Below are 22,379 nucleotides of genomic sequence, written 5' to 3'. Positions count from 1 at the left end.
GCCGTCGCCGACGATCTCCGCGGAGCGACCGTGGTACCCCGGTACCACCCGCAGCGGTGCCGGATACGGTGGGGTCATGGTCGTCCAGCGGTGGCACGAGGACGTCCTCGGAGCGCCCTACGAGCGACTCGAGCTGCCGCTCGGCACCGACTCCGAGGGTCCGGTCGTCGCCACCCTCGTCCGTCGGCGGCACACCCCGACGGACCTGCTGCTGCACGGGCGCGGGCCGCTGCACGGTGCCGACGTGCTGTACGTGCACGGGTGGTCGGACTACTTCTTCCAGACCGAGTTGGCGGAGCGGATCGAACGGCTCGGGGCGCGCTTCCACGCGTTGGACCTGCGGAAGTACGGCCGGAGCCTCCGCCCCCACCAGACCCCGGGCAACGTCGACGACCTGGCGGTGTACGACGAGGACATCGCCGCAGCGCTCGACGCGGTGTCCGCCGAGCACCCCGGCCCTGGCGAGCGGCGGCTCGTGCTGATGGGGCACTCCACCGGCGGTCTGACGCTGTCGCTGTGGGCTGCGCGGCACCCGGAACTCGTCAACGGGATCATCCTGAACAGTCCCTGGCTCGAGTTCCAGGCGACCGCCGTGGGCCGGGCGATCGTCGCGCCCGTCATCAAGCTCGGCGCGAAGCGGAACCCCCTCGCCCCGATGCCCGCCGTCGACCCGGGCTTCTACACGCGCACCGTGTCGGCCGCGGGCGAGGGCTCGTGGACGTACGACCAGCAGTGGCGGCCGGAACGCGGGTTCCCCCTGCACCCGGGATGGCTCGCGGCGGTCTTCGCGGGGCAGGAGACGGTCGAGCACGGGCTCGACATCCAGGTCCCCGTCCTGGTCATGCTCAGCGACAAGAGCATGTTGCAGCCCCGGTGGGACCCCGGGATGGCACACGCGGACGTCGCGCTGAACGTCGACACGGTGGCCCACCGAGCCCTGTCGCTCGGCAACGAGGTGACGGTCCGGCGGTTGCCCGGAGCCGTACACGACGTGGTGCTGTCCGCGCCCGACGTGCGGGAGCAGGCGTACGACGCGATCGGACGCTGGGCCACCACGCTGCGCCCCCGCTAGCGTGGCGGGATGACCGACCGCTCCGTCCGGCTGACCCGGATCGACCCGACCGGGGTCGACCACGACGCCCTCGTCGACTTCCTGTCGACCGAGGACTTCCCGTTCCACGTGCGGCGGACGTGGAACCGGTCGGAGGCCGTCCAGGTCGTGGGGTCCGGCTCCTACCGCGACGAGGAGCACGACTCGTACTGGGTCGACCACACGGAGCACGGCCGCATCGGGTTCGTCCGGCTGGAGGACCTGGAGGACCCGGTCCCGCTGTTCGACCTGCGCATCGCCGGCGCGTTCCGCGGTCGCGGACTCGGCGTCCCGACGCTGCGCGCGGTCACCGATCACGTCTTCGGCACCCTGCCGTCGGTGACCCGCTTCGAGGGTCAGACCCGCGAGGACAACACGGCGATGCGCCGGGTCTTCGTGCGTGCCGGGTGGGTCAAGGAGGCGCACTACCGCGAGGGGTGGCCGGTCGAGGGCGGCCGCGCGGTCGCGTCGGTCGGGTACGGGATCCTGCGCCACGACTGGGAGACGGGCGAGACGACGCCGGTGCCGTGGGACGACGACGTGCTCCCCGACAGCTGAGCGGACGGGAGGCGCGGGTCACGCCCGCCACGCATCCTCGCGCCAGCCAGGTGGAGGCATCCAGGGCGTCACGTGCGATCAGCCGCCGGTGGCCGTCCGCAGCGCGGCGCACGTCCGACGGAACGCCGCGCCGAGCGACTCCCCCGCGGGGTTCTCCGCCCACGCGTCGAACGCGGCGCGCAGCGCGAGCAGCGCCAACGGCACCGCGAACCGGTCGGCGCCCTGCCACGCCGGCTGCAGCTCGAGCGTCCGTGCGGCGTCCCGCTCGAGCACGGCGGACAGCAGTGCCGGGTCGGCGACGAGCAGCGCGCGCACCCGGACCAGGCGGTCGATGTCGTCGTGGCGATCGCGTTCGAACGTCGCGAGCACCTCGGCGATCACCTCGGTCAACGCACCGAACGTCATCGGGGCGGTCACCGCTGCGGTGACGGCGTCGTGGACGTCGCGCGAGACGAACAGGAACGCGTCGACCTTCGAGGCGCAGTACCGGAAGAACGTGCGCTCGGTGATGCCGGCCGCGGTGGCGATCTCGGCCCCGGTGACGACGTCGAACCCGCGCGCGCCGACCAGCGCGACCGCGGCGTCCTCGACGGCACGCTCCGTCGCCCGGCGGTTCTCCGCCCGGACCCCGGTCACGACGCCGACCGCGCGGAGACGGTCTCGCGCTGCCAGAGCTCCGGCAGCCGGAGGTCGACACCATCGGCGTCCGCCAGGCGTGAGAACGCGCGCATCGTGACGTCGAGGCGGTCGAGCTTCTTCGGCAGCGGCCTGAGCGGACGGGTCAACGGACGCCAGAACGCGTCCCAGTGCACCGGTCGGACGACACTCGGCCGCAGGGCGCCGACGGTCTCCTGCCAGTACTGCTCGATCCAGGCCGTCGGCTTCGCGCCGGCGGCACCCGCACCCAGGTAGACGGTGTCGGCGTGGAGTCCCGCGAAGGATCCCGGGATGAAGTTCGCCGTCGGGTGGCCCAGCACCGATCCGTCCGGGTGCTCGAACAGGAACGAGGAGCACCCGCCGGTACGGAAGTCACGCATCCGGGCCGGCAGGGTGACCGGCTCGGTGATCTCGCCCGGCACCGCGTCGCCGTCACTGTGCAGGGCGTGCAGCGGCGTGACCGTAAAGGCCCCCACCGCGAACGACTCGCGGTCGTGGAGCTCCCGGAAGGGCACGCGGTCGAGCCCGTACCCGGTGGCGATCATCCGGGTGGACGCCGAGCCGCCGAGTTCCGCCCCGGTCCGGTCCGCGACCACGGGCGCGTCGAGGGCGTGGTCCGCGTGCGAGTGCGAGACGAGCACTGCATCGAGGTGGTCGACGTCGAACCGTGCGAGTGCGTCCTCGATCCGGGTGACGTCCGGTCGGAGCCGGCCGAGCATCAGCCGCGGGAACGAGGGACGACTGAAGAAGCCGTCCACGAGCAGCGACGTCGTGCCGTCGGAGACGAGGACGTTGGACACCCCGCCGAACACCGTCGTGACGCTCATGCGTGCGCCCCGCCGAGGACGTCGTCGAGGAGCCGCATCGTGCGCGCGGCGTCCTCCATCGCGAGGTCGTGGTGCACCCCGTGCACCCGTTCGACGTCCCACCCGAGGCGCTCGTAGACCGGTACCTCGGCCGCCGGCACGACGTGTCGACCGTCGTCGGTGAGCACGAGCGTCGACGGCACGAACGGCACGGTCGGCGCCACCGGGGTCGTCGCGACCGCTCGCAGGACGTCGCGCAGCATCGTGCGGTCCCAGTGCCGGTGACTCTCCTCGGCACGGGCGACGTTCGCCGGATTCCACCGCGGATCGGTGCGGTCGTACGCCTTCACGAGCAGGGGCTGCAGACCCGGCAGCGCCCAGAACGCCCGACCGAGCACGCTCCGCCCCGGCGCTCGCAGGTGGAAGCCGGGGTCGAGGTACACGGCGCGGGCCGGACGCAACCGGTCGACGGCGTCGAACAGCACCCGTCCGCCGAGCGAGTGTCCGACGACTGCGTCGAGCCCCTGCGGCAGCGTCTCGGCGAGATCGTCGGCGAACGCGGCGAGCGTGTACGACGCCGCGCGGTCGCTCTCGCCGTGACCCCGCAGGTCCGGCACGAGGAACGTGTACCGGTCGGGGTCGGCGTGGGACACGAGGTCGCGCCACACCAGCGCCGAGCCGAGGATGCCGTGCACGAGTCCGACCCGGACCGGGCCGTGACCGTGGGTCTCGACGTGGAGCTGCATGTGCACTCGATTCTGTCAGTGACTGACAGAATACACGGTCAAACGGGGCGGCTGAAGAGGTTCACGAGGTTGCCGTCAGGGTCACGGAACAGCGCCGATCGATTTCCCCAGGGCATCGTCGTCGGCGGCAGCACCACGTCGTCGAGGTCACCACGCAACCCCGCGAACGCGGCGTCGACGTCGTCCACCGCGAACTCGAGGAACACGCCGCCGTTCGTGCGGGGTTCCGGCGCGGCCGGTCCGAGCATCGCCACGGTCGCCGGGGTCGCGAGGGCGAGCACGGCGCCGCCGGTCATGATCTCGGCGAAGACGGGTGCGGGCCGCCGCGCCTCGGTCCCGGTGACGCGTTCGTAGAACCGCACCATCCCGTCGAGGTCGTCGGTGATGATGCGGATGGATGCGAACTGCACGGGAAGCCCTCCTCGCCGGCCACCGTGACCGGACTCGTCGAGCATGCGCGACCACCGCGACACCGTCCTGTCGGTGTTTCGGCAGATCGGGCACCTCAGTCCCCGAGCACGGGGCGCAGGACGCCGTGCGGGATGTCGAGCTCGTCGAGTCGGACCACTCGGGGCGGTGCCTGTTCTTCGGTCTCCTCCACCGCCAGCACCCGGTCACCACGGAAGGCCCGGACGCCGTCGCGCAACCGGCACCACGCGACGAGGTACCAGTCCTCGCCCTTCCCGATGTACCCGAGTGGTTCGACGACGCGATCGGTCTCCGCGCCCACTGCGTCGCGGTACCGCATCCGGACGACGCGCCCGCCGGTCAGTGCACCGGCGAGCGCCGTGGGAGCAGGCGTGCGCTCCCCCGACTCCAGCAGGTGCACGCGGCTCGCGAGTCGCGCTGCCCGTCGGGCGTCGTCTTCGGCGAGCACCGCGGTGACCTTGCGGGCAGCGCTGCGCGCCGCGTCGCGGAACGGGCTGGAGGCGAGCGTGCCGAGGCCGATCGCCACCGCGAGCGCTTCGTCGACGGTCAGCCCGAGCGGCGGGAGCGTCGCACGGGCGTCGATCGTGTACCCGCCGGTCCGCCCCGGCTCGGCCCAGATCGGCACCCCGGCCTGCTGCAGCGACAGCAGATCCCGCTCCACCGTGCGCACGCTGACCCCGAACCGCTCGGCGAGTCGGCGCGCGCTCCGCAGCGCGGGCGCAGCGGCGCGCAGCTCCTCGACGAGCGCGTACAGGCGGTCGGTCCGGTTCACGACGCGACCATAGCCCGTGACGCCACCGGGTACCGGACGGGAGGCGCAGTGCCAGCCGGCACCGGGCCTCCCGTCCGCCGTCCGGTCACGCGCAGGGCGCGACTCGGGTCAGGAACGCGCCAAGCGTTCGACCGTGGCGTGGGCGCCGTCGGCGATGAGCCCGTCGAGGGCGTCGCGGTACGCCGCGACGAACCGTTCGTCGTCGATCAGGTCGCCGAAGACCTGCCGGTTCGCGATGAAGGCGAGCCGGTCGTCGCGCTGGGTGAGCGCGATGCGGTGCAGCGGTTCGGCCAGCCGGTCGACGATCTGGATCGGCTCGCCGGACTCGTCCGTGCCCTCGTCGTAGCGCGCCCACGACGCGACGATGCCGGCGGACAGCGTGACGGGCCGGCCGGCGGCGAGGTTGTCGCGGACCACCGGCAGCAGCCACTTCGGGATCCGGTCGCTCGACTCGGCACACAGGCGCGCGAGGGTGTCGCGGACCTCGGGGTTCTGGAAGCGCTCGATGAGGGTGGACTTGTAGTCCTCGAGGTCGATGCCGGGCACGGGGTGCAGGGTGGGCGAACCCTCTTCGTCCATGTAGCGGCGCAGGAACGTGGCGATCGCCGGGTCCTGCGTGGCCTCGTGCGCGTAGCGGTACCCGGACAGGTACCCGAAGTAGCACAGGCCCTGGTGCGAGGCGTTGAGCAACCGGAGCTTCATCAGCTCGTACGGCTCGACGTCCTCGACGATCTGCACCTCGGCGTCCTGGTACGGCGGACGTCCGGCGGGGTGGTCGTCCTCGAGCACCCACTGGAAGAACGGTTCGGCGACGACGGGCCAGGCGTCCTCGATGCCGAGCTCGTCGCGGACCCAGGCGCGGTCCTCGTCGGCGGTGACCGGGGTGATGCGGTCGACCATCGAGTTCGGGAACGACACGTGCTCGTCCATCCAGTCGGCGAACGCCGGGTCCTGCAGGCGTGCGTAGGCGGTGAACATGTCGCGGGCGACGTGGCCGTTGCCCTGGATGTTGTCGCAGGACATCACCGTGAACGGCTGCTCGCCGCGGTCACGTCGTCGACGCAGGGCCTCGACGACGAGGCCGAACACCGTGCGCGGCGGTCCGTCGCCGCGCAGGTCCGCCGCGACGCCGGGCTCGTCCGCGACGAACTCGCCGGTGACGTGGTCGAAGTTGTAGCCGCCCTCGGTGATGGTCAGGCTGACGATCCTGGTGTCCGGGTGCGCCATCTTCTCGACCACGGCGTCCGGGTCGTCGACGGCGAGCAGGTAGTCGACGATGCTGCCGACGACACGGGACTCGCGGGTGCCGTCCGGGTGCTTGAGGACGAGCGTGTAGAGCCCGCCCTGCTCCGCCATCGCCGTGGCCATGCGGCGGTCCTGCTCGAGGACCCCGACGCCGCAGATGCCGTACTCGCGCGCCTCGCCCTGCTGGAGCAGCCGGTCGATCACCATCGCCTGGTGCGCGCGGTGGAAACCGCCGACGCCGAAGTGCACGATGCCGGCGGTGATCCCGCTGCGGTCGTAGGTCGGGACGGCGACACCGCTCGCGGCGATCTCGTCGAGGGTCTCCGGGGACAGGCGGACGGGCATCGGGTACTCCTTCGTACGGCGGTCGTTCTGGCGGACGCGCCACCGGTCGCACCGGCGGTCGCGCTGGGTGCAGTCAACCACGCGCACATCTGTTCAGAACAGAGTTTCCAGCGCGGGGTACGAACCTGAGGATGCACTCGTAGTCGTTGCACCGAGTGCATCGATGCACCTAGTGTTCTCATTCGTGACCCTCACGACCGACCGCCGCGCCACCCTCAAGGCGAAGCACCGTGCGGCGATCCTGCAGGCGGCTCGCGACCTGATCGACGAACGCGGCGGCCGCGAGTTCGGCGTCGACGACCTGGCAGCACGCGCCGACATCGCGCGGCGGACGGTGTTCAACCACTTCGCCTCGCTCGACGAGGTCCTGCTGGCCGTGTGCGAGCAGGAGCTGTCCGTGATCATCGACCGGTTCCTCGCCGACATGGCGCGGACGCCGATCGGCGACGGCAGCCGGGCCTCGATGTTCGACGAGCTCGAGTCCGCCGCACGCGGAGCCGACCTGGCAGCCGCGATCTCGAGCATGTACCGGATCCTCGGCGACCCGGGCAAGGACGACCCGAAGGCCGCGGTCCTCACCCAGACGGCGTTCTCACGGGTCACCGAACGACTCCGCGACGAGGTCGCACGTCGTTACCCGGCGGCGGATCCCCTCGACGCCGCCTTGCTCGTCGAGTCGCTCATGAGCGGCATCGTCGTGATCGCGGAACACTGGCTGGCCACCTCCGGCCCCGCTGTCGACGAGCAGTCCGTCGCCGACTGGGACGCCCTGCTGGCACGACTCGTGCACAGCGTCCGCAGCGGCTACATGCCCACCGACTGACACTTCCCTCCCCAGGGGTCCACCGGCGCACCCCGCTCCACACAGCACCTGCAACGAAAGGAACGGGGCAACCGCATGGCCGGTCTCCTCTACCGTCTCGGACGGTTCTCCGCACGACGCCACTGGCTCGTGATCATCACCTGGGTCGTGATCATGGCCGTCGCCGGCGTCACCTACAGCCTGTTCTCGGGCACGATCTCGTCGGCGATCTCGATCCCGAACACCAAGACCAGTCAGGTGCAGGACGAGCTCGCCGACAAGTTCCCGTCCGCGAACGGCGGCAACGGCACGATCGTCTTCGAGACGAAGAACGGCAAGGCGTTCACCGACGCGCAGAAGTCGGAGGTCGCGAACTTCCTGACCAAGGTCGAGAAGCTCGACGGCGTCAAGGGCGCGACGAGCGGCTTCGACACCCAGGACCAGCTCGACGAGCAGCGTCAGAAGATCGTCGACGGCCGCAAGGAGATCACCGACGGCCGCGCGAAGCTCGAGACCGGCCAGGACCAGCTCGACGCCCAGAAGGCGCAGCTGACCTCCGGCAAGCAGCAGATCAAGGACGCCCAGGCCCAGCTCGACGCCCAGAAGGCCCAGGCCGAGGCCGCCGGTGCAGCGCTCCCCGCAGCGCAGGCGCAGGCCGCGGCCGCGCAGCTCCAGCAGGCCCAGGCACAGATCGACGCGCAGCAGGCGCAGATCGATGCCGGCGAGCAGCAGATCGCCGAAGCCCAGAAGACGATCGACGCCAACACGAAGAAGCTCGACGACAGCTCCGAGGAGCTGGAGCAGGGCTCGAAGCTCCTCGACCTGTCGAAGGACGTCCGCTTCGTGTCGTCGAACGGCAGCGCCGTCATCGGCACCGTCCAGTTCACGAAGTCGACCTACGAGGTCCCCGCCGACACGAAGACCGCCATCGCGGACGACGCCGACTCGGCCGACATCAGCGGCGTGAACGTCTACGTGTCGAACGACATCGCGCAGGGCGTGCCGTCGATCCTCGGCCCGGGCGAGATCGTCGGCGTCGTCATCGCCGCGCTCGTGCTCTTCCTGATGCTCCGCACCGTCATCGGTGCGGCGATCCCGCTCGTCAGCGCCGTGCTCGGTGTCGGCGTGGCGTCACTCGCCTCGCTGTCGTTCTCCGGCCTGGTCGAGTTCATCTCGGTCACGCCGGTGCTGGGGGTGATGTTGGGCCTGGCGGTCGGCATCGACTACTCGCTCTTCATCCTGAACCGACACCGCACCCAGCTGAAGCAGGGCATGCAGGTGCACGAGTCCATCGGCCTCGCGAACGGCACCTCGGGCAACGCCGTGGTGTTCGCCGGCGCGACCGTCATCGTCGCCCTGCTCGCGCTGAACATCACCGGCATCCCGTTCCTCGGACTCATGGGCACGGTGGGGGCGGTCGCGGTGTTCTTCGCGATCCTCATCGCCACCTCGTTCACCCCGGCGCTGCTGTCCCTGATCGGGATGCGGATCCTGCGCAAGAAGGAGCGGACCAAGATCGGCAACACCGGCTCGACCCGGGTGCCGAACAAGCCGATGAAGACCTGGCGTGCGATCGTCACGCTCGTCGCCGGCGTCGCCGTGCTCGGCACCATCGCACTCCCCGCGACGCAGATGCGCCTCGGCCTGCCGACCGGTGCGTCCGAGTCCGTCGACTCGAGCCAGTACAAGGCGTACAAGGCCCTCGACGAGGAGTTCGGTGCCGGTCAGAACGGCCCGCTGCTCGTCGTCGCGACGCTGCCCGACTCGATCAGCAAGTCCGACGTCACCGCGACCGAGGTCACCATCGGTGAGGCCCTGGCGAAGAACGACGACGTCAAGGCCGTCCTGCCGATCGGCACCTCGTCGGACCGCGACATCATCGCGTTCCAGGTGAAGCCCGGCGGCGGTCCCGACAGCATCTCCACCGAGAACCTGGTCAAGGACCTGCGCGACCAGACCGTCACGACCGACGACGGCACGGTCACGCTCGGTGTCGCGGGCAACGCGTCCGCCAACATCGACGTGTCCGAGAAGCTGTCGAACGTCCTGCCGCTTTACCTCGTGGTGGTCGTCGGCCTGTCGCTCATCATCCTGATCATCGTGTTCCGGTCCTTCCTGGTCCCGATCACGGCGACGGCGGGCTTCATCCTGTCCGTGATGGCGTCCTTCGGTGGCCTGACCGCGATCTACCAGTGGGGCTGGCTCGGCTCCGTGTTCGGCGTGCACGACCCGGCACCGATCCTGAGCTTCCTGCCCATCATCGAGATCGGCATCCTGTTCGGCCTGGCCATGGACTACCAGCTGTTCCTGGTGTCCGGCATGCGCGAGGCCTACGCCCACGGCGCCTCGGCGAAGGTCGCGGTCCAGCGCGGGCTGCACGCCGGTCGCGCGGTGGTCACGGCAGCGGCGATCATCATGATCTCGGTGTTCGCGGGCTTCATCTTCTCGGACTCCTCCACCATCAAGCCGATCGGGTTCGGCCTGGCGTTCGGTGTGCTCATCGACGCGTTCGTCGTCCGCATGCTGCTCATCCCGGCCGCGATGCACCTGCTCGGCCAGAGCGCGTGGTGGTTCCCGAAGTGGCTCGACCGGATCGTGCCGGACGTCGACGTCGAGGGCGCGAAGCTCGAGCGGTCGCACCCGACCTCCGGTCAGCCCGGCCAGCCCGGTCAGCCCGGTCAGCCCGGTCACGAGGACACCCACACGGGGTCGCACGCCCTCCCCGTGGCGCCGGACGCCAACGCGCACGAGTCGGGGCACCCGCCCGCGCACCGCGCGTAGTCGACGCACCCAGCCTGGAGGCCCGGGGCCGGTCCACGAGACCGGCACCGGGCCTCCCGTGCATCCGCCCACCCCGCGCCCGGCGGCCGGACGCATGCGTCCGCACCTTCCGACGATCCACCCGTTGATCGACGCGTGGAACGTCGGAACATACACACGCATCTGATGCGTCCGCAACGTGCGACAGAACACGCGTCGATCGACTGGTGTTCTGTCGAATCCTGTGCACGCATGAACGCGGCCGTCGCGCCAGCCGGGAACACTTCGTGGGCGAACGGTATCGTGGGCGCATGACCTCCGCACCCGACCCGCTCGCGCTCGACCGGCAGCTCTGCTTCGCCCTCGCGGCCACGAGCCGGAGCGTCATCGGGCTCTACCGCGACCTGCTCGAGCCGATGGGCCTGACGCATCCGCAGTACCTCGTGATGCTCGCGCTCTGGGAGCAGGATCCACGGTCGGTGCGCGAGATCGCCGACGAACTCCGGCTCGACTCGGCGACCCTCAGCCCACTGCTGAAGCGGCTCGAGGCCTCCGGCTACGTCCGCCGGACGCGCAGTGCCGCCGACGAACGGCAGCTCGAGGTCTCGCTCACCACGGCCGGGCGGGCGCTGCGCGACCGAGCGCGAGCGGTCCCCCTGGCGGTCGCGGACCGACTCGGGTGGCCGTTGGAACGCCTCGAAGCACTCAAGGACGACCTGACCGAACTCCTGGAACGCGTCGACCAGGTGTGATCCGTGGCCGATGGTGCCATAATGATTCGTGCACGAACGAAAGGATGCACCGTGGGTCGCTTCGGCAAGTGGTACGAACGGTGGAACACGACGCTCATCGACAAGATGGGTCCGTCGCAGATCGGCGCCGGACACCCCGAGGGGGTCGACGACCGGTCGGTGGACCGCGGCTGCCCGATCTGCGGCAAGCCCCTCTCGCTGCACCAGGTGATCCGCCCCGAGGGCCAGGTCCGCTCGTCGACCCTGGTCTGCCCGCGCGACTGACGACGGGAATTGCACCGAGCAACACGACGTTCCCCTCCCTCGTGAAGCTCTTCGAACCCACCTCCTTCGGCGCTCTGCGCCTGTCGAACCGCGTCGTCATGGCCCCGCTCACGCGCACCCGCGCCGGTGAGCACGGCATCCCGAACGACCTGCTCGTCGAGCACTACCGTCAGCGTGCGGGCCTCGGCATGATCATCACCGAGGGCACTTGGCCCGTGCAGGAAGGCCGCTCCTACCCCGGGCAGCCCGGCATCGAGACCGACGAGCAGATCGCCGGCTGGCGCCGCGTCGCCGACGCCGTGCACGCCGAGGGCGGCACCATCGTGATGCAGCTCATGCACGGTGGCCGTGTCTCGCACCCCGACATCTCGCAGACGCCGCGGATCGTCGCCCCGAGCGCCATCGCCGCTCCCGGACAGACCCACACCGCGACCGGCAAGGCGGACATGCCCGTCCCCCACGAGCTGACCACCGCCGAGGTGCAGGACGCCGTGCGGGGCTTCGCGCAGGCGGCCCGCAACGCCATCGCCGCCGGACTCGACGGCGTCGAGGTCCACGGCGCCAACGGCTACCTCGTGCACGAGTTCATGTCCCCGGTGTCGAACACCCGTACCGACCAGTACGGCGGCTCCCCCGAGAACCGCGCCCGCTTCGCGATCGAGGTCACGACCGCCGTCGCCGAGGCCGTCGGCGCGGACCGGACCGGCATCCGCCTGTCGCCCGAGCACGGCATCCAGGGCGTCATCGAGGACGACGCGGCCGACGTCCGCGCGACCTACACCGCGATCGCCGAGGGCCTCGCGCCCCTCGGACTCGCCTTCATCGACGTCCTGCACGCCGAGCCGACCGGCGACCTCGTGCAGCACGTCCGCCGTACCGCGGGTGCGCCGTTCGTCGTCAACTCCGGCTTCTCGGCGTTGACCACCCGCGACGAGGCCATCGCACTCGTCGACGGCGACCACGCCGACGCCGTCGCCGCCGGCCGCCCGGCCATCGCGAACCCGGACCTCGTACACCGCTGGGAGCAGGACGCGGAGCTCAACGAGGCCCGTCCCGAGCTCTTCTACGGCGCGACCGCCGAGGGCTACACCGACTACCCGTCGCTGGCTGAGGTGCGCGCGGCCGTCTAGGGCTTCGCGCGGATCCACGACACGCGGCGCGCTGTGCGCTGTGCGTCGAGGTTCCACGACACCCCGCTCGCGTTCCGTCGAGGTTCCGATCAGGACGGTGCGTGCCCGCGAGGTTCCGAGATCTCGGAACCCCACGGGGTGGGGGCGAGCGAACGACGGACGGGAGGCCCGTGGCGAGACCGCCACGGGCCTCCCGTCTTCTCGCGGACCGCCCCAGGGCGTGACGCGCTTCTCGTAGGATCGTCGCGGTGAACACTGCAACGCCGGGCGAGCGGGGCCCCGCGCACCGCGCGCGCGACACGACGCGGTGGGACATCCAGGGTCTCCGCGCATTCGCGGTGTCGGCCGTCGTCGTGTACCACCTGTGGCCGCACGCCCTGCGGGGCGGGTTCGTCGGGGTCGACGTCTTCTTCGTGATCTCCGGGTTCCTCATCACCGGGCTGCTGCTGCGCGAACAACTCGCCGCCGGCACGATCCACCTCGGCCGGTTCTGGTCACGCCGGGCCGAACGCCTGCTGCCGGCCGCGTTCCTCACCATCACCACCACCGGCGCCGCGGTGCTCGTCGCTGTGCCGAGCGCGCTGTGGGGGCAGTACGGCCGCGAGCTCATCGCGTCGACCGTCTACCTGCAGAACTGGGAGCTGGCGGCGAACTCGGTCGACTACCTGGCGTCGACCGACGACCCCTCACCGTTCCAGCACTTCTGGTCGCTGTCGGTCGAGGAGCAGTTCTACATCGTCCTGCCGCTGCTGTTGATCGGGTTGGCCGTCGCCGTGCGCGGGCGCCGCTCGACGCTGACCACCGCTCGGCTGCTGCTCGGTGTGGTCATCGTGCTGTCCCTGGTGTGGAGCATCGTGCAGACCGGCACGAACCCCGGCGTCGCGTACTTCTCCACCGGCACCCGAGCGTGGGAGTTCGCGCTCGGCGGCCTCGCCGCGACCGTGCACCTGCCCGAGGTCCGCACCGAGGTCGCCCGGCGGGTGCGCATGATCCTGACGAGCATCGGCGCCGTGGCCCTCGTCCTGTCGCTGTTCGTCATCGGCGCGGAGACGCCGTTCCCCGGGATCGCCGCGCTGCTCCCCGTCGCCGGCGCGACCCTCGTGGTGCTGTTCGGCGGACGCACCGTGTTCGAGTCGATCGGCGCGCTCGGACCGGTCGCGTTCACCGGACGGATCTCGTACGCGCTGTACCTCTGGCACTGGCCGCTCGTCGTGATCCTGCCGATCATGCTCGGACGCCCGCTCGACTGGGCGACCGGCACCTCGGTCCTCCTGGTGTCGGTCGGACTCGCAGCCGTCACGACCATCTGGTTCGAGGAACCCGTCCGGTTCTCGACCTGGCTGCGCGATCTTCGGCCCCGCGGGGTCGTCGCCCTCGGCGTCATCTGCACCTTCACGGTCGTGACCCTCGGTGCCTCGACCCTGACCGCCGTCCACGTGCAGGAGGTCCACGCCGAAGGCGCCACCGAGCAGCTCACGAAGCGGCTCGCGACCGAACGGGCACAGGACGACGAGTCCTGCATCGGAGCAGCCGCGCGGATCAGCTCCGCCGATCCCTGCGTCGACCCGGCCCTCGCCGACACCCGGATCCCGGCCCCCGCCGCAGCCGAGGACGACGACGCGAACCGCTCCGAGTGCTGGAACAGCACCTTCCGCACCTGCGTGCTCGGCAAGGCGACCGGCTGGTCGAAGCACCTGATCGTCATCGGCGACTCGCACAGCAACGCCCTGCTCGGCGCCTACGAGAAGATCGCCGACGACAACGGGTGGCGCATCGACATGGCCGGCAGCGGCGGCTACTACCTCACCACGGCGCAGCAGCACTCGGTGAACGCCGGTGCGCTGCGCGGCTGCAACGCGTGGAAGCACGCGGCCATCGACTACGTCCGCGCCCACCGCGACGCCGACGCCCTGGTCGTCACTCACGCCGCAACGCAGATGCCCGTCAGCCTGCCGGCCGGAGCCTCGCGCGACATCGCGACCCGCAACGGCCTCGTCGACGCCTGGGAGCAGGCCGCCGGCGACCAGCTCCCCGTCATCGCCATCCGCGACAACCCGGTCCCCCGGCCCGACGTCATCGCCTGCGTGAGCAAGATGTCCGGGCCGACGAACGCGTCGTGCGACCGGCCCCGCTCCGAGGCGCTCGCCCAGACCGACTCGTCGATCGAGGCCGTGCGGGCGTTCAAGGCCGCCGGAGGACGAGCCGGGGTCATCGACCTGACCGACTACTACTGCACCGAGACGACGTGCCCCGCGGTGATCGGCGGCGTGCTGGTCTACCGGGACACCACGCACATCACGGCGACGTGGGCGACGTCGTTGGAGCCGTACCTCGAGCGCGGGCTGCAGAAGCAGCTCACGGCGCTCGGGCGTTGAGCGAGAGCGCTTCGTGAGCAGAAATGGTCGAGGTGCTGCTCGTCGAGCCGGGCCTTCAGCAGCGCCACCATCCGGGTCATCGCGGAGAGCTCGCCCTCGGTCGCGTCGAACCAGCTCGTGATCCGCCGCTTCGGGATGACGAGCGTGTGGCCAGGTGACACCGGGTGTGCATCGAGGATCGCGAAGACGTAATCGTCGTCCGCGACCCACTGCGCTGGTGGCACCTGTTCGAACACGGACGTCGTCGTCATGTTCCCCATCCAACCTCGCCGTGCTTCACTCGGACCATGACCTCGACCACCGTCCTCGCATCCTGTGCCGTGGGAACCGTCGAGTGCCACGACACCGCTTCGGTCGACCTGCTGCCCCTGCTCATCGTCGTCGCGCTCGTCGTCGTGGCGCTGGTCGCTCTGGGGATCGCGCTGCTCGGGCGTCAGCTTCGGTGAAACACGACTCACACACGAACCACCAACGACGAAGGGCCCCGGCGGAATCCGCCGGGGCCCTTCGTCTGTTCGGTGTCATGCCGTTCAACCGGCACTGTGCGCTCGAAGGGACTCGAACCCCCAACCTTCTGATCCGTAGTCAGATGCTCTATCCATTGAGCTACGAGCGCGTGGCCTTGCGGCCGTGGAAGACTCTACAACAGCTCCGGCCCGGGCGCCAATCGAGGCCGCCCGACCGCTCCACCCGGCGTGTCGCGAGGCGACAGCCGAGCCCCGACGTCACAGCACCGCGGCCTCCTCGCCGAACACCTCGGCCAGGAACACCCGCAACGCCTGCCACGATCGGCGGTCGGCGCGCTCCTGGTACTGGGCGCCGTGGTCGGGCGCGTCGGTCCCCGGCACGGCGAACGCGTGCATGGCACCGGCGTACGTGACGACCTGCCAGTCGACGCCGGGCTCGGTGCGCATCTCGTCCTGCCAGGCGTGCACGGCGTCGTCGGGCACGACCGGGTCCGCTCCCCCGGTCAGCACGAGCAGCTTCGCCCGGATCGCCGAGGCGTCCGCGGGGTCGTGGGTGATGAGGCCGCCGTGGAACGACACCGCACCGACGAGGTCGGCGCCGGTGCGCGCGAGCTCGATCGCGGTGGAGCCACCGAAGCAGTACCCGATGACGACGATGCGGGCGGGGTCGACGTCGGGGTCCTGCCGCAGCCGCTCGAGTCCGGCGATGGCGCGTGCCCGGAGCAGCGGCAGGTCCTGGTAGTACGACCCGGCGACCTGGCCGGCGGTGTCGTCACCGGGCCGGACGCCGGCGCCGTAGACGTCCGCGCCGAAGGCCACGTAGCCGAGACGGGCGAGCATCGTCACGCGTGCTTCGACGTGCTCGTTCACGCCGTGCCAGTCGTGCACGACCAGGACGGCGGGGCGGGGCCCGGCGATGGCCGTGTCCTTCGCGAGCACGCCGAGCAGGTCGGTGCCCTCGTGGTCGTAGTGGACGGGCTCGACACGGATGTCGGCGCCAGCGGGTTCGGGAACGGTCTGCAGGACGTCGTCGATGGTGGTCACGTCGTCCGACGCTACGCCGCCGTCCGGCTCAGGCGTCGATGTTGTCCCAGCCCTCGGGGCCGTTCGACCCGGCCGGGTACTCGTCGAGCGGCGTCGTGCCGGCCTTCCACGCCTCGAGGAACGGTCCGACGACCTTCCAGCCCTGCACGGCGCTGTCGCCACGGACGGACAGGGTCGCATCGCCCTCGAGCACGCCGGCCAGGACCTCGCCGTACGCGCTGAGCCGTCCGGGGTTGAACGTCGTCTCGAGACTGGTGCGGTCGATCGTGTACGGGTCGCCGGGGCCGTTGACGTTCAGCTCGAGCTGCATCTCGTCCGGGGCGATCCAGATCCGGAGCCGGTCCGGTTGCGCTGCGCCGGACAGACCGACCGGCACCTGCGGGGAGTCCTTGAACGTGATGACGATCTCGCGGCGCTGCTTCGCGAGCGCCTTGCCGGAACGCAGCGTGAAGGGGACTCCGGCCCATCGCCAGTTCGCGATCTCGAGGGTCAGCTGGGCCAGGGTCTCGGTGCCGAGCGACGGGTCGACACCGTCCTCGTCGGCGTACGACGGCAGCTTCCGGTCACCGACCGTGCCCGCGGTGTACCGGGCGCGCTTGCCGGCGGCGACGACGTCTCCGCCCCACGGCCGGACGGCGCGCAGCACGAGTTCCTTCTGGGTGCGCAGGTCATCGGCGTCGATCGACGCCGGCGCCTCCATCGCCACGACCGCCATGACCTGCAGCAGGTGGCTCTGGATCATGTCGGTGAGGGCACCGGCCTTGTCGTAGTAGCGCGCGCGACCCTCGAGCCCGAGGGTCTCGTCGTACACGATGTCGACGCGTTCGACGTGCTGCGAGGACAGCAGGGGCTCGATGATGCGGTTCGCGAAGCGCAGCCCGATCAGGTTGAGCACCGTCGAACGGCCGAGGAAGTGGTCGACCCGGTGGATGCGCTCCTCGGGGATGAACGAGTGCAGCAGGTCGTTCAGGTGCTCGGCGCTGGCGGCGTCGGTGCCGAACGGTTTCTCGAGCGCCAGGCGGGTGCGCTTCGGCAGGTCGATGTGGGCGAGCTGTTCGCAGCTCTTCTCGGTCACGGCCGGGGGCAGCGCGAAGTAGATCGCGGGGTCGTGGTCGCAGTCGGCGAGCAGCGCGCGCAGGTCGTCGGCGCTCGTGACGTCCGCCTTGCGGTACGAGGACGCGTCGATCACGGCCTGCAGCCGCTCCGACAGCGACGAGTCGCCCTCCGCCCCTTCGTCGCCCTCGTTCTTCGACGCCTGCGCGTTCTCGAAGGACTCGCGCACCTGCGCCTTCCAGTCGGTGTCGGAGAGGTCCTCGACACCCGCCCCGATGAGCTGGACGTCCCAGTCGTCCTTGACCTCGAGCAGGGTCGCGAGACCCGGCAGGAGCAGGCGCTTGGACAGGTCGCCGCTGGCTCCGAGGATGAGCAGGCTGGTCTGGAGGCTCGACATGCCTCCGACCGTACTCATCGGCCCCGGTGGACGGCCGGGCCGCTACGGTGGTGACAGTTCGGCGCGAGGGAGCACCATGAGCAGTGGGTACGAAGGACGACGCCTCCGCGTCGTCGTGATCGGCACCGGCATGATCGCGGGGGTCCACGCCCGCGCGGCCCGGGCCGCCGGTGCCGAGGTGCTCGGGGTGCTCGGTCGGAACGCATCGCGCTCCGAGCAGGTCGCGGCGCAACTCGACCTGCCTCGTGGGTACGCCTCGCTCGACGACGTCATCGCGGACGCCCCCGACGTCGTGCACATCTGCACCCCGAACGACCAGCACCACCCGCAGGCGATGGCGGTCATCGCCGCGGGCATCCACGTGGTGTGCGAGAAGCCCCTCGCGATCGACCCGGCGCAGGCCGCCGAACTCGTCGCCGCGGCGGCGGACGCCGGTGTCGTCGCCACGGTGCCGTTCGTGTACCGCTACCACCCGATGATCCGCGAGATCCGCGCGCGCATCGCCGACGGCGACCTCGGTCGACTGCTCGCCGTGCACGGCCACTACCTGCAGGACTGGATGCTCGACGAGGACGCCTCGAGCTGGCGGGTCGACCCGACCTCGAGCGGGTCGTCCCGGGCGTTCGCCGACATCGGTTCGCACTGGTGCGACCTGGTGGAGTTCGTCACCGGTGAGCGCTTCACCTCGGTGTCCGCGGCGACCGACATCGTCTACCCGACCCGGCCCGCGGCCTCGGGGCCGTCGTTCTCCGGCTCGCCGGACCCCGACCCGGTCGCCGACGCTGCGGAACGGGCCGAGGTCACCACCGAGGACACCGCGGTCGCGACGTTCCGCACCGGCACCGGGCGCATCGGCAACGTGGTGATCTCGCAGGTGGCCTCCGGCCGGAAGAACCGCCTGTGGTTCGAGGTCGACGGCACCCGCGGCAGCGCCGCCTTCGACCAGGAGCAGCCCGAGTCCGCGTGGTTCGGCAACGAGCGCGGTGCCCAGATCGTCGTCCGCGACCCGTCGCAGGGGTACCCGGACCAGCGGCGTCTGGCGATCGTGCCGTCCGGGCACCCGCAGGGCTACCTCGACGCCTTCGCCGCGTTCGTCGCCGACACCCACACCGCGGTCCGCACCGGTGTGGCGCCCGACGGGCTGCCGACCTTCGCCGACGGCGCACGCTCCGCCGACATCGTCGACGCCGTGATCACGAGCGCGGCCGAGACCACGTGGCGGGAGATCCGGTGAAGCTCGGCATGCTGACTGCCTGTCTGCCCGGGTGGTCGCTCGACCGGATCGCGGACTTCGCCGCCGAGCAGGGCTACGAGCGGCTCGAGGTCGGCGTGTGGCCCGGCACCGGTGGCCGTGACTTCGAGGCGGCGCACCTGCCCGTGGCGACGTTCACCGACGAGGACGCGGCGGCGACCCGTGACCTGCTCGACCGCACCGGCCTCGAGATCTCGGCACTCGCGTACTACGAGAACAACCTGCACCAGGACCTCGCCCGGCGCGAGGAGATCCGCACCCACCTCAAGCACGCGATCGATGCCGCGCAGGTGCTCGGCGTGCCGTACGTCGGCACGTTCATCGGCCGTGACGTGAGCCGCAGCGTCGTCGACAACATGCGGATCGGCGACCGGGTGCTCCCCGAGCTCGTCGACTACGCCGGCGAGCACGGCGTGCGGTTGATCATCGAGAACTGCGTGATGGAGGGCTGGCACCCGGACGGCTACCCCGGCAACCTGGCGTACTCGCCCGAGCTCTGGGGCTGGGTCACCGGCCTCGGCTTCGGCCTGAACTGGGACCCGTCGCACCTGACCTGGATCGGCATCGACCCGGTCGAGACGATCCTGCCGTTCGCCGAGCACATCGTGCACGCCCAGGCGAAGGACCTCGAGCTGTTCCCGGCGAAGCGCAACGCGTACGGGTTCTTCGGCAAGGTCGACAAGGGCGACGACCCGTGGGACATGGGCTGGTGGCGCTTCCGGGTGCCGGGCCGTGGCGTCGTGGACTGGCCACACGTCGTCGACCGCCTGTACGAGGCGGGCTTCGACGGCACCCTGTCGGTCGAGCACGAGGACCCGCTCTGGGGCGGCACCGACGAGAAGGTCCTCGAAGGGCTCCGCATCGCCCACCGCACCCTCCGCCCTCTCATCGCACACGACCCCCGGTCCATGTGAACGTCGTGTGACGACTTCGACGCGACACTGGCGGGTCGGCTGTGCGTCCTCATAGGTTCTCCGACGATGAACCTCCACTCCTCTCCGCGCCGCCGACGGCGCATCATCAGCGGCGCGGCCTTCGCCACCGCGGGTGTGCTCGTCGCACTGTCCGTCCCCTCCACCGCCGTCGCCGCCGAGGGCGACACGACGATCGACATCATCGACGTCAACGACTTCCACGGCCGCATCGAGTCCGAGGGCACCGCCGTCGACAAGGCGGCCGGTGCCGCCAAGCTCGCCGGTGTCGTGCAGTCGTACCGCGAGGCCAACCCGAACACGATCTTCGCCAGCGTGGGCGACAACGTCGGTGCTTCGACGTTCACCTCGCTGATCCAGCAGGACGCCCCGACGATCGATGCGCTCAACGCCATGGACCTCGACGTCAGCGCGATCGGCAACCACGAGCTCGACAAGGGTCAGAATGACCTGACCGGGCGCATCGAGGACCGTGCCGACTGGCCCTACGTCTCCGCGAACATCGTCAAGCAGGGTACGACCGAGCCCGCGTTCACCCCGTACTCCATCGTGGAGAAGGGCGGCGTGAAGGTCGGCTTCATCGGCGCGACCACCGAGGACCTGATCCCCGGGCTCGTCAGCCCCGGCGGCGTGCAGGGTCTCGCGATGGCCCCGATCGTCAGCCAGGTCAACAAGTACGCCGACCAGCTCACCGACGACGACGAGTCGAACGGCGAGGCCGACGTGCTCGTGCTCCTCGTGCACGAGGGCGCCACCACGAGCGCCCTCGCGGACGCGACCGGCACCGGCGCCTTCGGCAAGATCACCTCCGGTGTCTCGGAGAAGGTCGCGGCGATCGTCTCCGCACACACCCACGCGAAGTACAACCACTCGATCGCAGGCCCGACGGGCACACCCCGCCCCGTCATCCAGACCGCCTCGTACGGCGTGAACTTCGGGCACCTGCAGCTCACCGTCGACGCCGACAAGCAGCTCACCGGCATCACGTCCGAGGTCAAGTCGGTCAACGGTGAGACCCGCGTGCCGGCCGACACCACGTCGGTCGACGAGGTCACCGGCATCGTGACCGCCGCGAAGGCCGTCGCCGACGTGGAGGGCAGCAAGAAGCTCGGCGAGATCACCGGCGACCTGCGCCGCGCGGTCCAGTCGGACCGCACCGCTGAGAACCGCGGTGGCGAATCGGTCCTCGGCAACTACATCGCCGAGGTGCAGCGTTCCGCGACCGAGCGCAACGGCTCGCAGGTCGCCTTCATGAACCCGGGCGGGCTCCGCACGGACATGGTCTACAAGTCGAGCGGCGCGGGTGACCCGGACGGCACCGTCACCTACAAGGAAGCCGCGCTCGTCCAGCCGTTCGCGAACACCCTGGTCACCGAGGACATGACCGGGCAGCAGATCAAGAACGCCCTCGAGCAGCAGTGGCAGCCCGACGGCCTCGAGCGTCCGTTCCTCAAGCTCGGCGTCTCGAACGGCTTCGCGTACACCTACGACCCCGCGAAGGGCCGCGGTGAGCGCATCACCGGGATGACCCTCGACGGCGAGCCGATCGCGCTCGACGACACCCTCAAGGTGACGGTCAACTCGTTCCTGTCGACGGGTGGCGACAACTTCGCCGCCTTCGCGACCGGCACGAACGTCGCGGACTCGGGCCAGGTCGACCTGCAGGCGCAGGTGGACTACTTCCTCGCCAACCCGTCGGTCACCCCGCCGGCCGACCAGCGTGCCGTCGGCGCCACGGTCACGCCGACGCCCGCCGGTGGCTTCCAGCCCGGTGACGAGATCAGCATCGCGCTGTCGTCGCTCGTGTTCAGCAGCGACGACCCCACCGCAGCCGGCACCGTGTCGGTCAGCGCCGGCGACGTCGAGCTCGCCACCGCCGAGATCGACCCGACGATCGTCGACAAGACCGACGAGCAGGGTCGTGCGACGCTGACCTTCGCCGTGCCCACCATCGAGTCGTCGGCCGACGCGACGACGGTCCGCGCGGCTGCCCGTGCCGCAGCGACGACGGACGAGCCGCTCGCGGTCACCCTTCCGGGCGGCCAGACGATCACGCTCGCCGTGACCATCCCGCTCGCCGCAGCCGTCGACCCGACGGACCCGACCGAGCCCACGGACCCGACCGACCCCACGGACCCGGCCGACCCGGGCAACGGCAACGGGAACGGGAACGGGAACGGGAACGTTCCCGGAACCGGAACCGGAACCGACCTGGCGGGCGACCCCACTGACTCCACGAACGCCGGCGGTGACCTCGCCTACACGGGCGCGGACCTGACGGCGGCGGGGATCGCAGCGGGCCTGCTCCTGCTGGCGGGCATCACCGCACTCGTCGCCGTGCGCCGGAAGCGCGCACGGATCGACGCGAGCATCCAGGCGGACTGACGCCGCGCCTCCAGTCCGACACGAACGGGCCGTCTCACCACCGTGAGGCGGCCCGTTCCGTCGTCCCGGGAGGCACGGATCGCGTCCGGCGCGCACCGCGCGCGGCCCCGCTGGCGCG

At 70.8% G+C, this 22,379-nt stretch carries 21 protein-coding genes and 1 tRNA gene; 12 read left to right on the top strand and 10 right to left on the bottom strand.

Features of this window, described 5'->3' with window-relative positions; genetic code table 11:
- Positions 1-76: 76 nt before the first annotated feature.
- Positions 77-1,072, top strand: coding sequence for an alpha/beta hydrolase (locus tag OGL88_RS04670; RefSeq protein WP_263090078.1), 996 nt, complete (start codon positions 77-79; stop codon positions 1,070-1,072).
- 9 nt (positions 1,073-1,081) lie between these two features.
- On the top strand, positions 1,082-1,648 hold the full coding sequence (locus tag OGL88_RS04665) for a GNAT family N-acetyltransferase (RefSeq protein ID WP_263090077.1): 567 nt from the start codon (positions 1,082-1,084) through the stop codon (positions 1,646-1,648).
- A 78-nt stretch (positions 1,649-1,726) separates the two neighbouring features.
- On the opposite strand, the gene OGL88_RS04660 is transcribed toward OGL88_RS04665, so the two are convergent.
- The 6 genes from OGL88_RS04660 to OGL88_RS04635 form a co-directional block, all read right to left on the bottom strand.
- The gene (locus OGL88_RS04660; protein ID WP_263090075.1) at positions 1,727-2,284 is read right to left on the bottom strand and encodes a TetR/AcrR family transcriptional regulator; all 558 of its coding nucleotides are present in this window, start codon (positions 2,282-2,284) and stop codon (positions 1,727-1,729) included.
- Complete coding sequence (locus tag OGL88_RS04655) at positions 2,281-3,132, bottom strand: MBL fold metallo-hydrolase (RefSeq protein WP_263090074.1); 852 nt, start codon at positions 3,130-3,132, stop codon at positions 2,281-2,283. The genes OGL88_RS04660 and OGL88_RS04655 overlap by 4 nt, the downstream gene beginning before the upstream one ends.
- On the bottom strand, positions 3,129-3,857 hold the full coding sequence (locus OGL88_RS04650; protein ID WP_263090072.1) for an alpha/beta fold hydrolase: 729 nt from the start codon (positions 3,855-3,857) through the stop codon (positions 3,129-3,131). Before OGL88_RS04650 ends, OGL88_RS04655 begins: the two co-directional genes overlap by 4 nt.
- Positions 3,858-3,895: 38 nt before the next feature.
- On the bottom strand, positions 3,896-4,267 hold the full coding sequence (locus tag OGL88_RS04645; RefSeq protein WP_263090070.1) for a VOC family protein: 372 nt from the start codon (positions 4,265-4,267) through the stop codon (positions 3,896-3,898).
- A gap of 95 nt (positions 4,268-4,362) precedes the next feature.
- The gene (locus tag OGL88_RS04640) at positions 4,363-5,058 is read right to left on the bottom strand and encodes a helix-turn-helix transcriptional regulator (RefSeq protein WP_263090068.1); all 696 of its coding nucleotides are present in this window, start codon (positions 5,056-5,058) and stop codon (positions 4,363-4,365) included.
- A 108-nt stretch (positions 5,059-5,166) separates the two neighbouring features.
- Positions 5,167-6,648, bottom strand: a complete 1,482-nt coding sequence (locus OGL88_RS04635) for a mannitol dehydrogenase family protein (protein ID WP_263090066.1) — start codon at positions 6,646-6,648, stop codon at positions 5,167-5,169.
- 184 nt (positions 6,649-6,832) lie between these two features.
- Here OGL88_RS04635 and OGL88_RS04630 point away from each other — a divergent pair, with 184 nt between their 5' ends.
- The 6 genes from OGL88_RS04630 to OGL88_RS17990 all read left to right on the top strand — a co-directional run bounded on the left by OGL88_RS04630 (position 6,833) and on the right by OGL88_RS17990 (position 14,731).
- Complete coding sequence (locus OGL88_RS04630; protein ID WP_263090064.1) at positions 6,833-7,471, top strand: TetR/AcrR family transcriptional regulator; 639 nt, start codon at positions 6,833-6,835, stop codon at positions 7,469-7,471.
- A gap of 75 nt (positions 7,472-7,546) precedes the next feature.
- Positions 7,547-10,231 carry an MMPL family transporter gene (locus OGL88_RS04625; protein ID WP_263090062.1) on the top strand — a complete coding sequence of 895 codons (2,685 nt, stop codon included), beginning with the start codon at positions 7,547-7,549 and terminating at the stop codon, positions 10,229-10,231.
- A 290-nt stretch (positions 10,232-10,521) separates the two neighbouring features.
- Positions 10,522-10,962, top strand: a complete 441-nt coding sequence (locus OGL88_RS04620) for a MarR family winged helix-turn-helix transcriptional regulator (RefSeq protein ID WP_263090060.1) — start codon at positions 10,522-10,524, stop codon at positions 10,960-10,962.
- 51 nt (positions 10,963-11,013) lie between these two features.
- A complete protein-coding gene (locus OGL88_RS04615; protein WP_205462972.1) occupies positions 11,014-11,226 on the top strand; it encodes a hypothetical protein in 213 nt (70 codons plus the stop codon).
- A 41-nt stretch (positions 11,227-11,267) separates the two neighbouring features.
- The gene (locus OGL88_RS04610) at positions 11,268-12,356 is read left to right on the top strand and encodes an alkene reductase (RefSeq protein WP_263090057.1); all 1,089 of its coding nucleotides are present in this window, start codon (positions 11,268-11,270) and stop codon (positions 12,354-12,356) included.
- A 248-nt stretch (positions 12,357-12,604) separates the two neighbouring features.
- Positions 12,605-14,731 (top strand): acyltransferase family protein, encoded by a 2,127-nt coding sequence (locus OGL88_RS17990; protein WP_263090056.1) that lies wholly within the window; start codon positions 12,605-12,607, stop codon positions 14,729-14,731.
- Here OGL88_RS17990 and OGL88_RS04600 read toward each other — a convergent pair.
- Entirely contained in the window at positions 14,632-14,982 is a 351-nt protein-coding gene (locus OGL88_RS04600; protein WP_263090054.1) for an HIT family protein, read from the bottom strand. The two genes, OGL88_RS17990 and OGL88_RS04600, sit on opposite strands and share 100 nt — an antisense overlap.
- A gap of 36 nt (positions 14,983-15,018) precedes the next feature.
- Here OGL88_RS04600 and OGL88_RS04595 point away from each other — a divergent pair, with 36 nt between their 5' ends.
- Positions 15,019-15,177: a hypothetical protein gene (locus OGL88_RS04595; RefSeq protein ID WP_263090053.1), complete on the top strand. Its 159-nt coding sequence runs from the start codon at positions 15,019-15,021 to the stop codon at positions 15,175-15,177.
- A gap of 97 nt (positions 15,178-15,274) precedes the next feature.
- Here OGL88_RS04595 and OGL88_RS04590 read toward each other — a convergent pair.
- From OGL88_RS04590 to OGL88_RS04580, 3 genes are all read right to left on the bottom strand, one after another.
- A tRNA-Arg gene (locus OGL88_RS04590) sits at positions 15,275-15,347 on the bottom strand.
- 109 nt (positions 15,348-15,456) lie between these two features.
- Positions 15,457-16,242 (bottom strand): dienelactone hydrolase family protein, encoded by a 786-nt coding sequence (locus OGL88_RS04585; RefSeq protein WP_263090052.1) that lies wholly within the window; start codon positions 16,240-16,242, stop codon positions 15,457-15,459.
- A gap of 28 nt (positions 16,243-16,270) precedes the next feature.
- Positions 16,271-17,692: a glucose-6-phosphate dehydrogenase gene (locus OGL88_RS04580; protein ID WP_263090051.1), complete on the bottom strand. Its 1,422-nt coding sequence runs from the start codon at positions 17,690-17,692 to the stop codon at positions 16,271-16,273.
- A gap of 76 nt (positions 17,693-17,768) precedes the next feature.
- Between OGL88_RS04580 and OGL88_RS04575 the strand changes: the two genes are divergently transcribed.
- The 3 genes from OGL88_RS04575 (at position 17,769) to OGL88_RS04565 (ending at position 22,261) form a co-directional block, all read left to right on the top strand.
- Positions 17,769-18,926: a Gfo/Idh/MocA family protein gene (locus tag OGL88_RS04575; protein ID WP_240347404.1), complete on the top strand. Its 1,158-nt coding sequence runs from the start codon at positions 17,769-17,771 to the stop codon at positions 18,924-18,926.
- A gap of 8 nt (positions 18,927-18,934) precedes the next feature.
- Positions 18,935-19,858: a sugar phosphate isomerase/epimerase family protein gene (locus OGL88_RS04570; RefSeq protein WP_263090048.1), complete on the top strand. Its 924-nt coding sequence runs from the start codon at positions 18,935-18,937 to the stop codon at positions 19,856-19,858.
- 66 nt (positions 19,859-19,924) lie between these two features.
- Complete coding sequence (locus OGL88_RS04565) at positions 19,925-22,261, top strand: bifunctional metallophosphatase/5'-nucleotidase (RefSeq protein WP_263090046.1); 2,337 nt, start codon at positions 19,925-19,927, stop codon at positions 22,259-22,261.
- Positions 22,262-22,379 lie beyond the last annotated feature (118 nt).

The organism is Curtobacterium sp. RIT-PI-V (assembly GCF_025642935.1).
Taxonomy (GTDB): Bacteria; Actinomycetota; Actinomycetes; order Actinomycetales; family Microbacteriaceae; genus Curtobacterium.
This window is presented reverse-complemented; position numbering and strand designations above follow the sequence as displayed.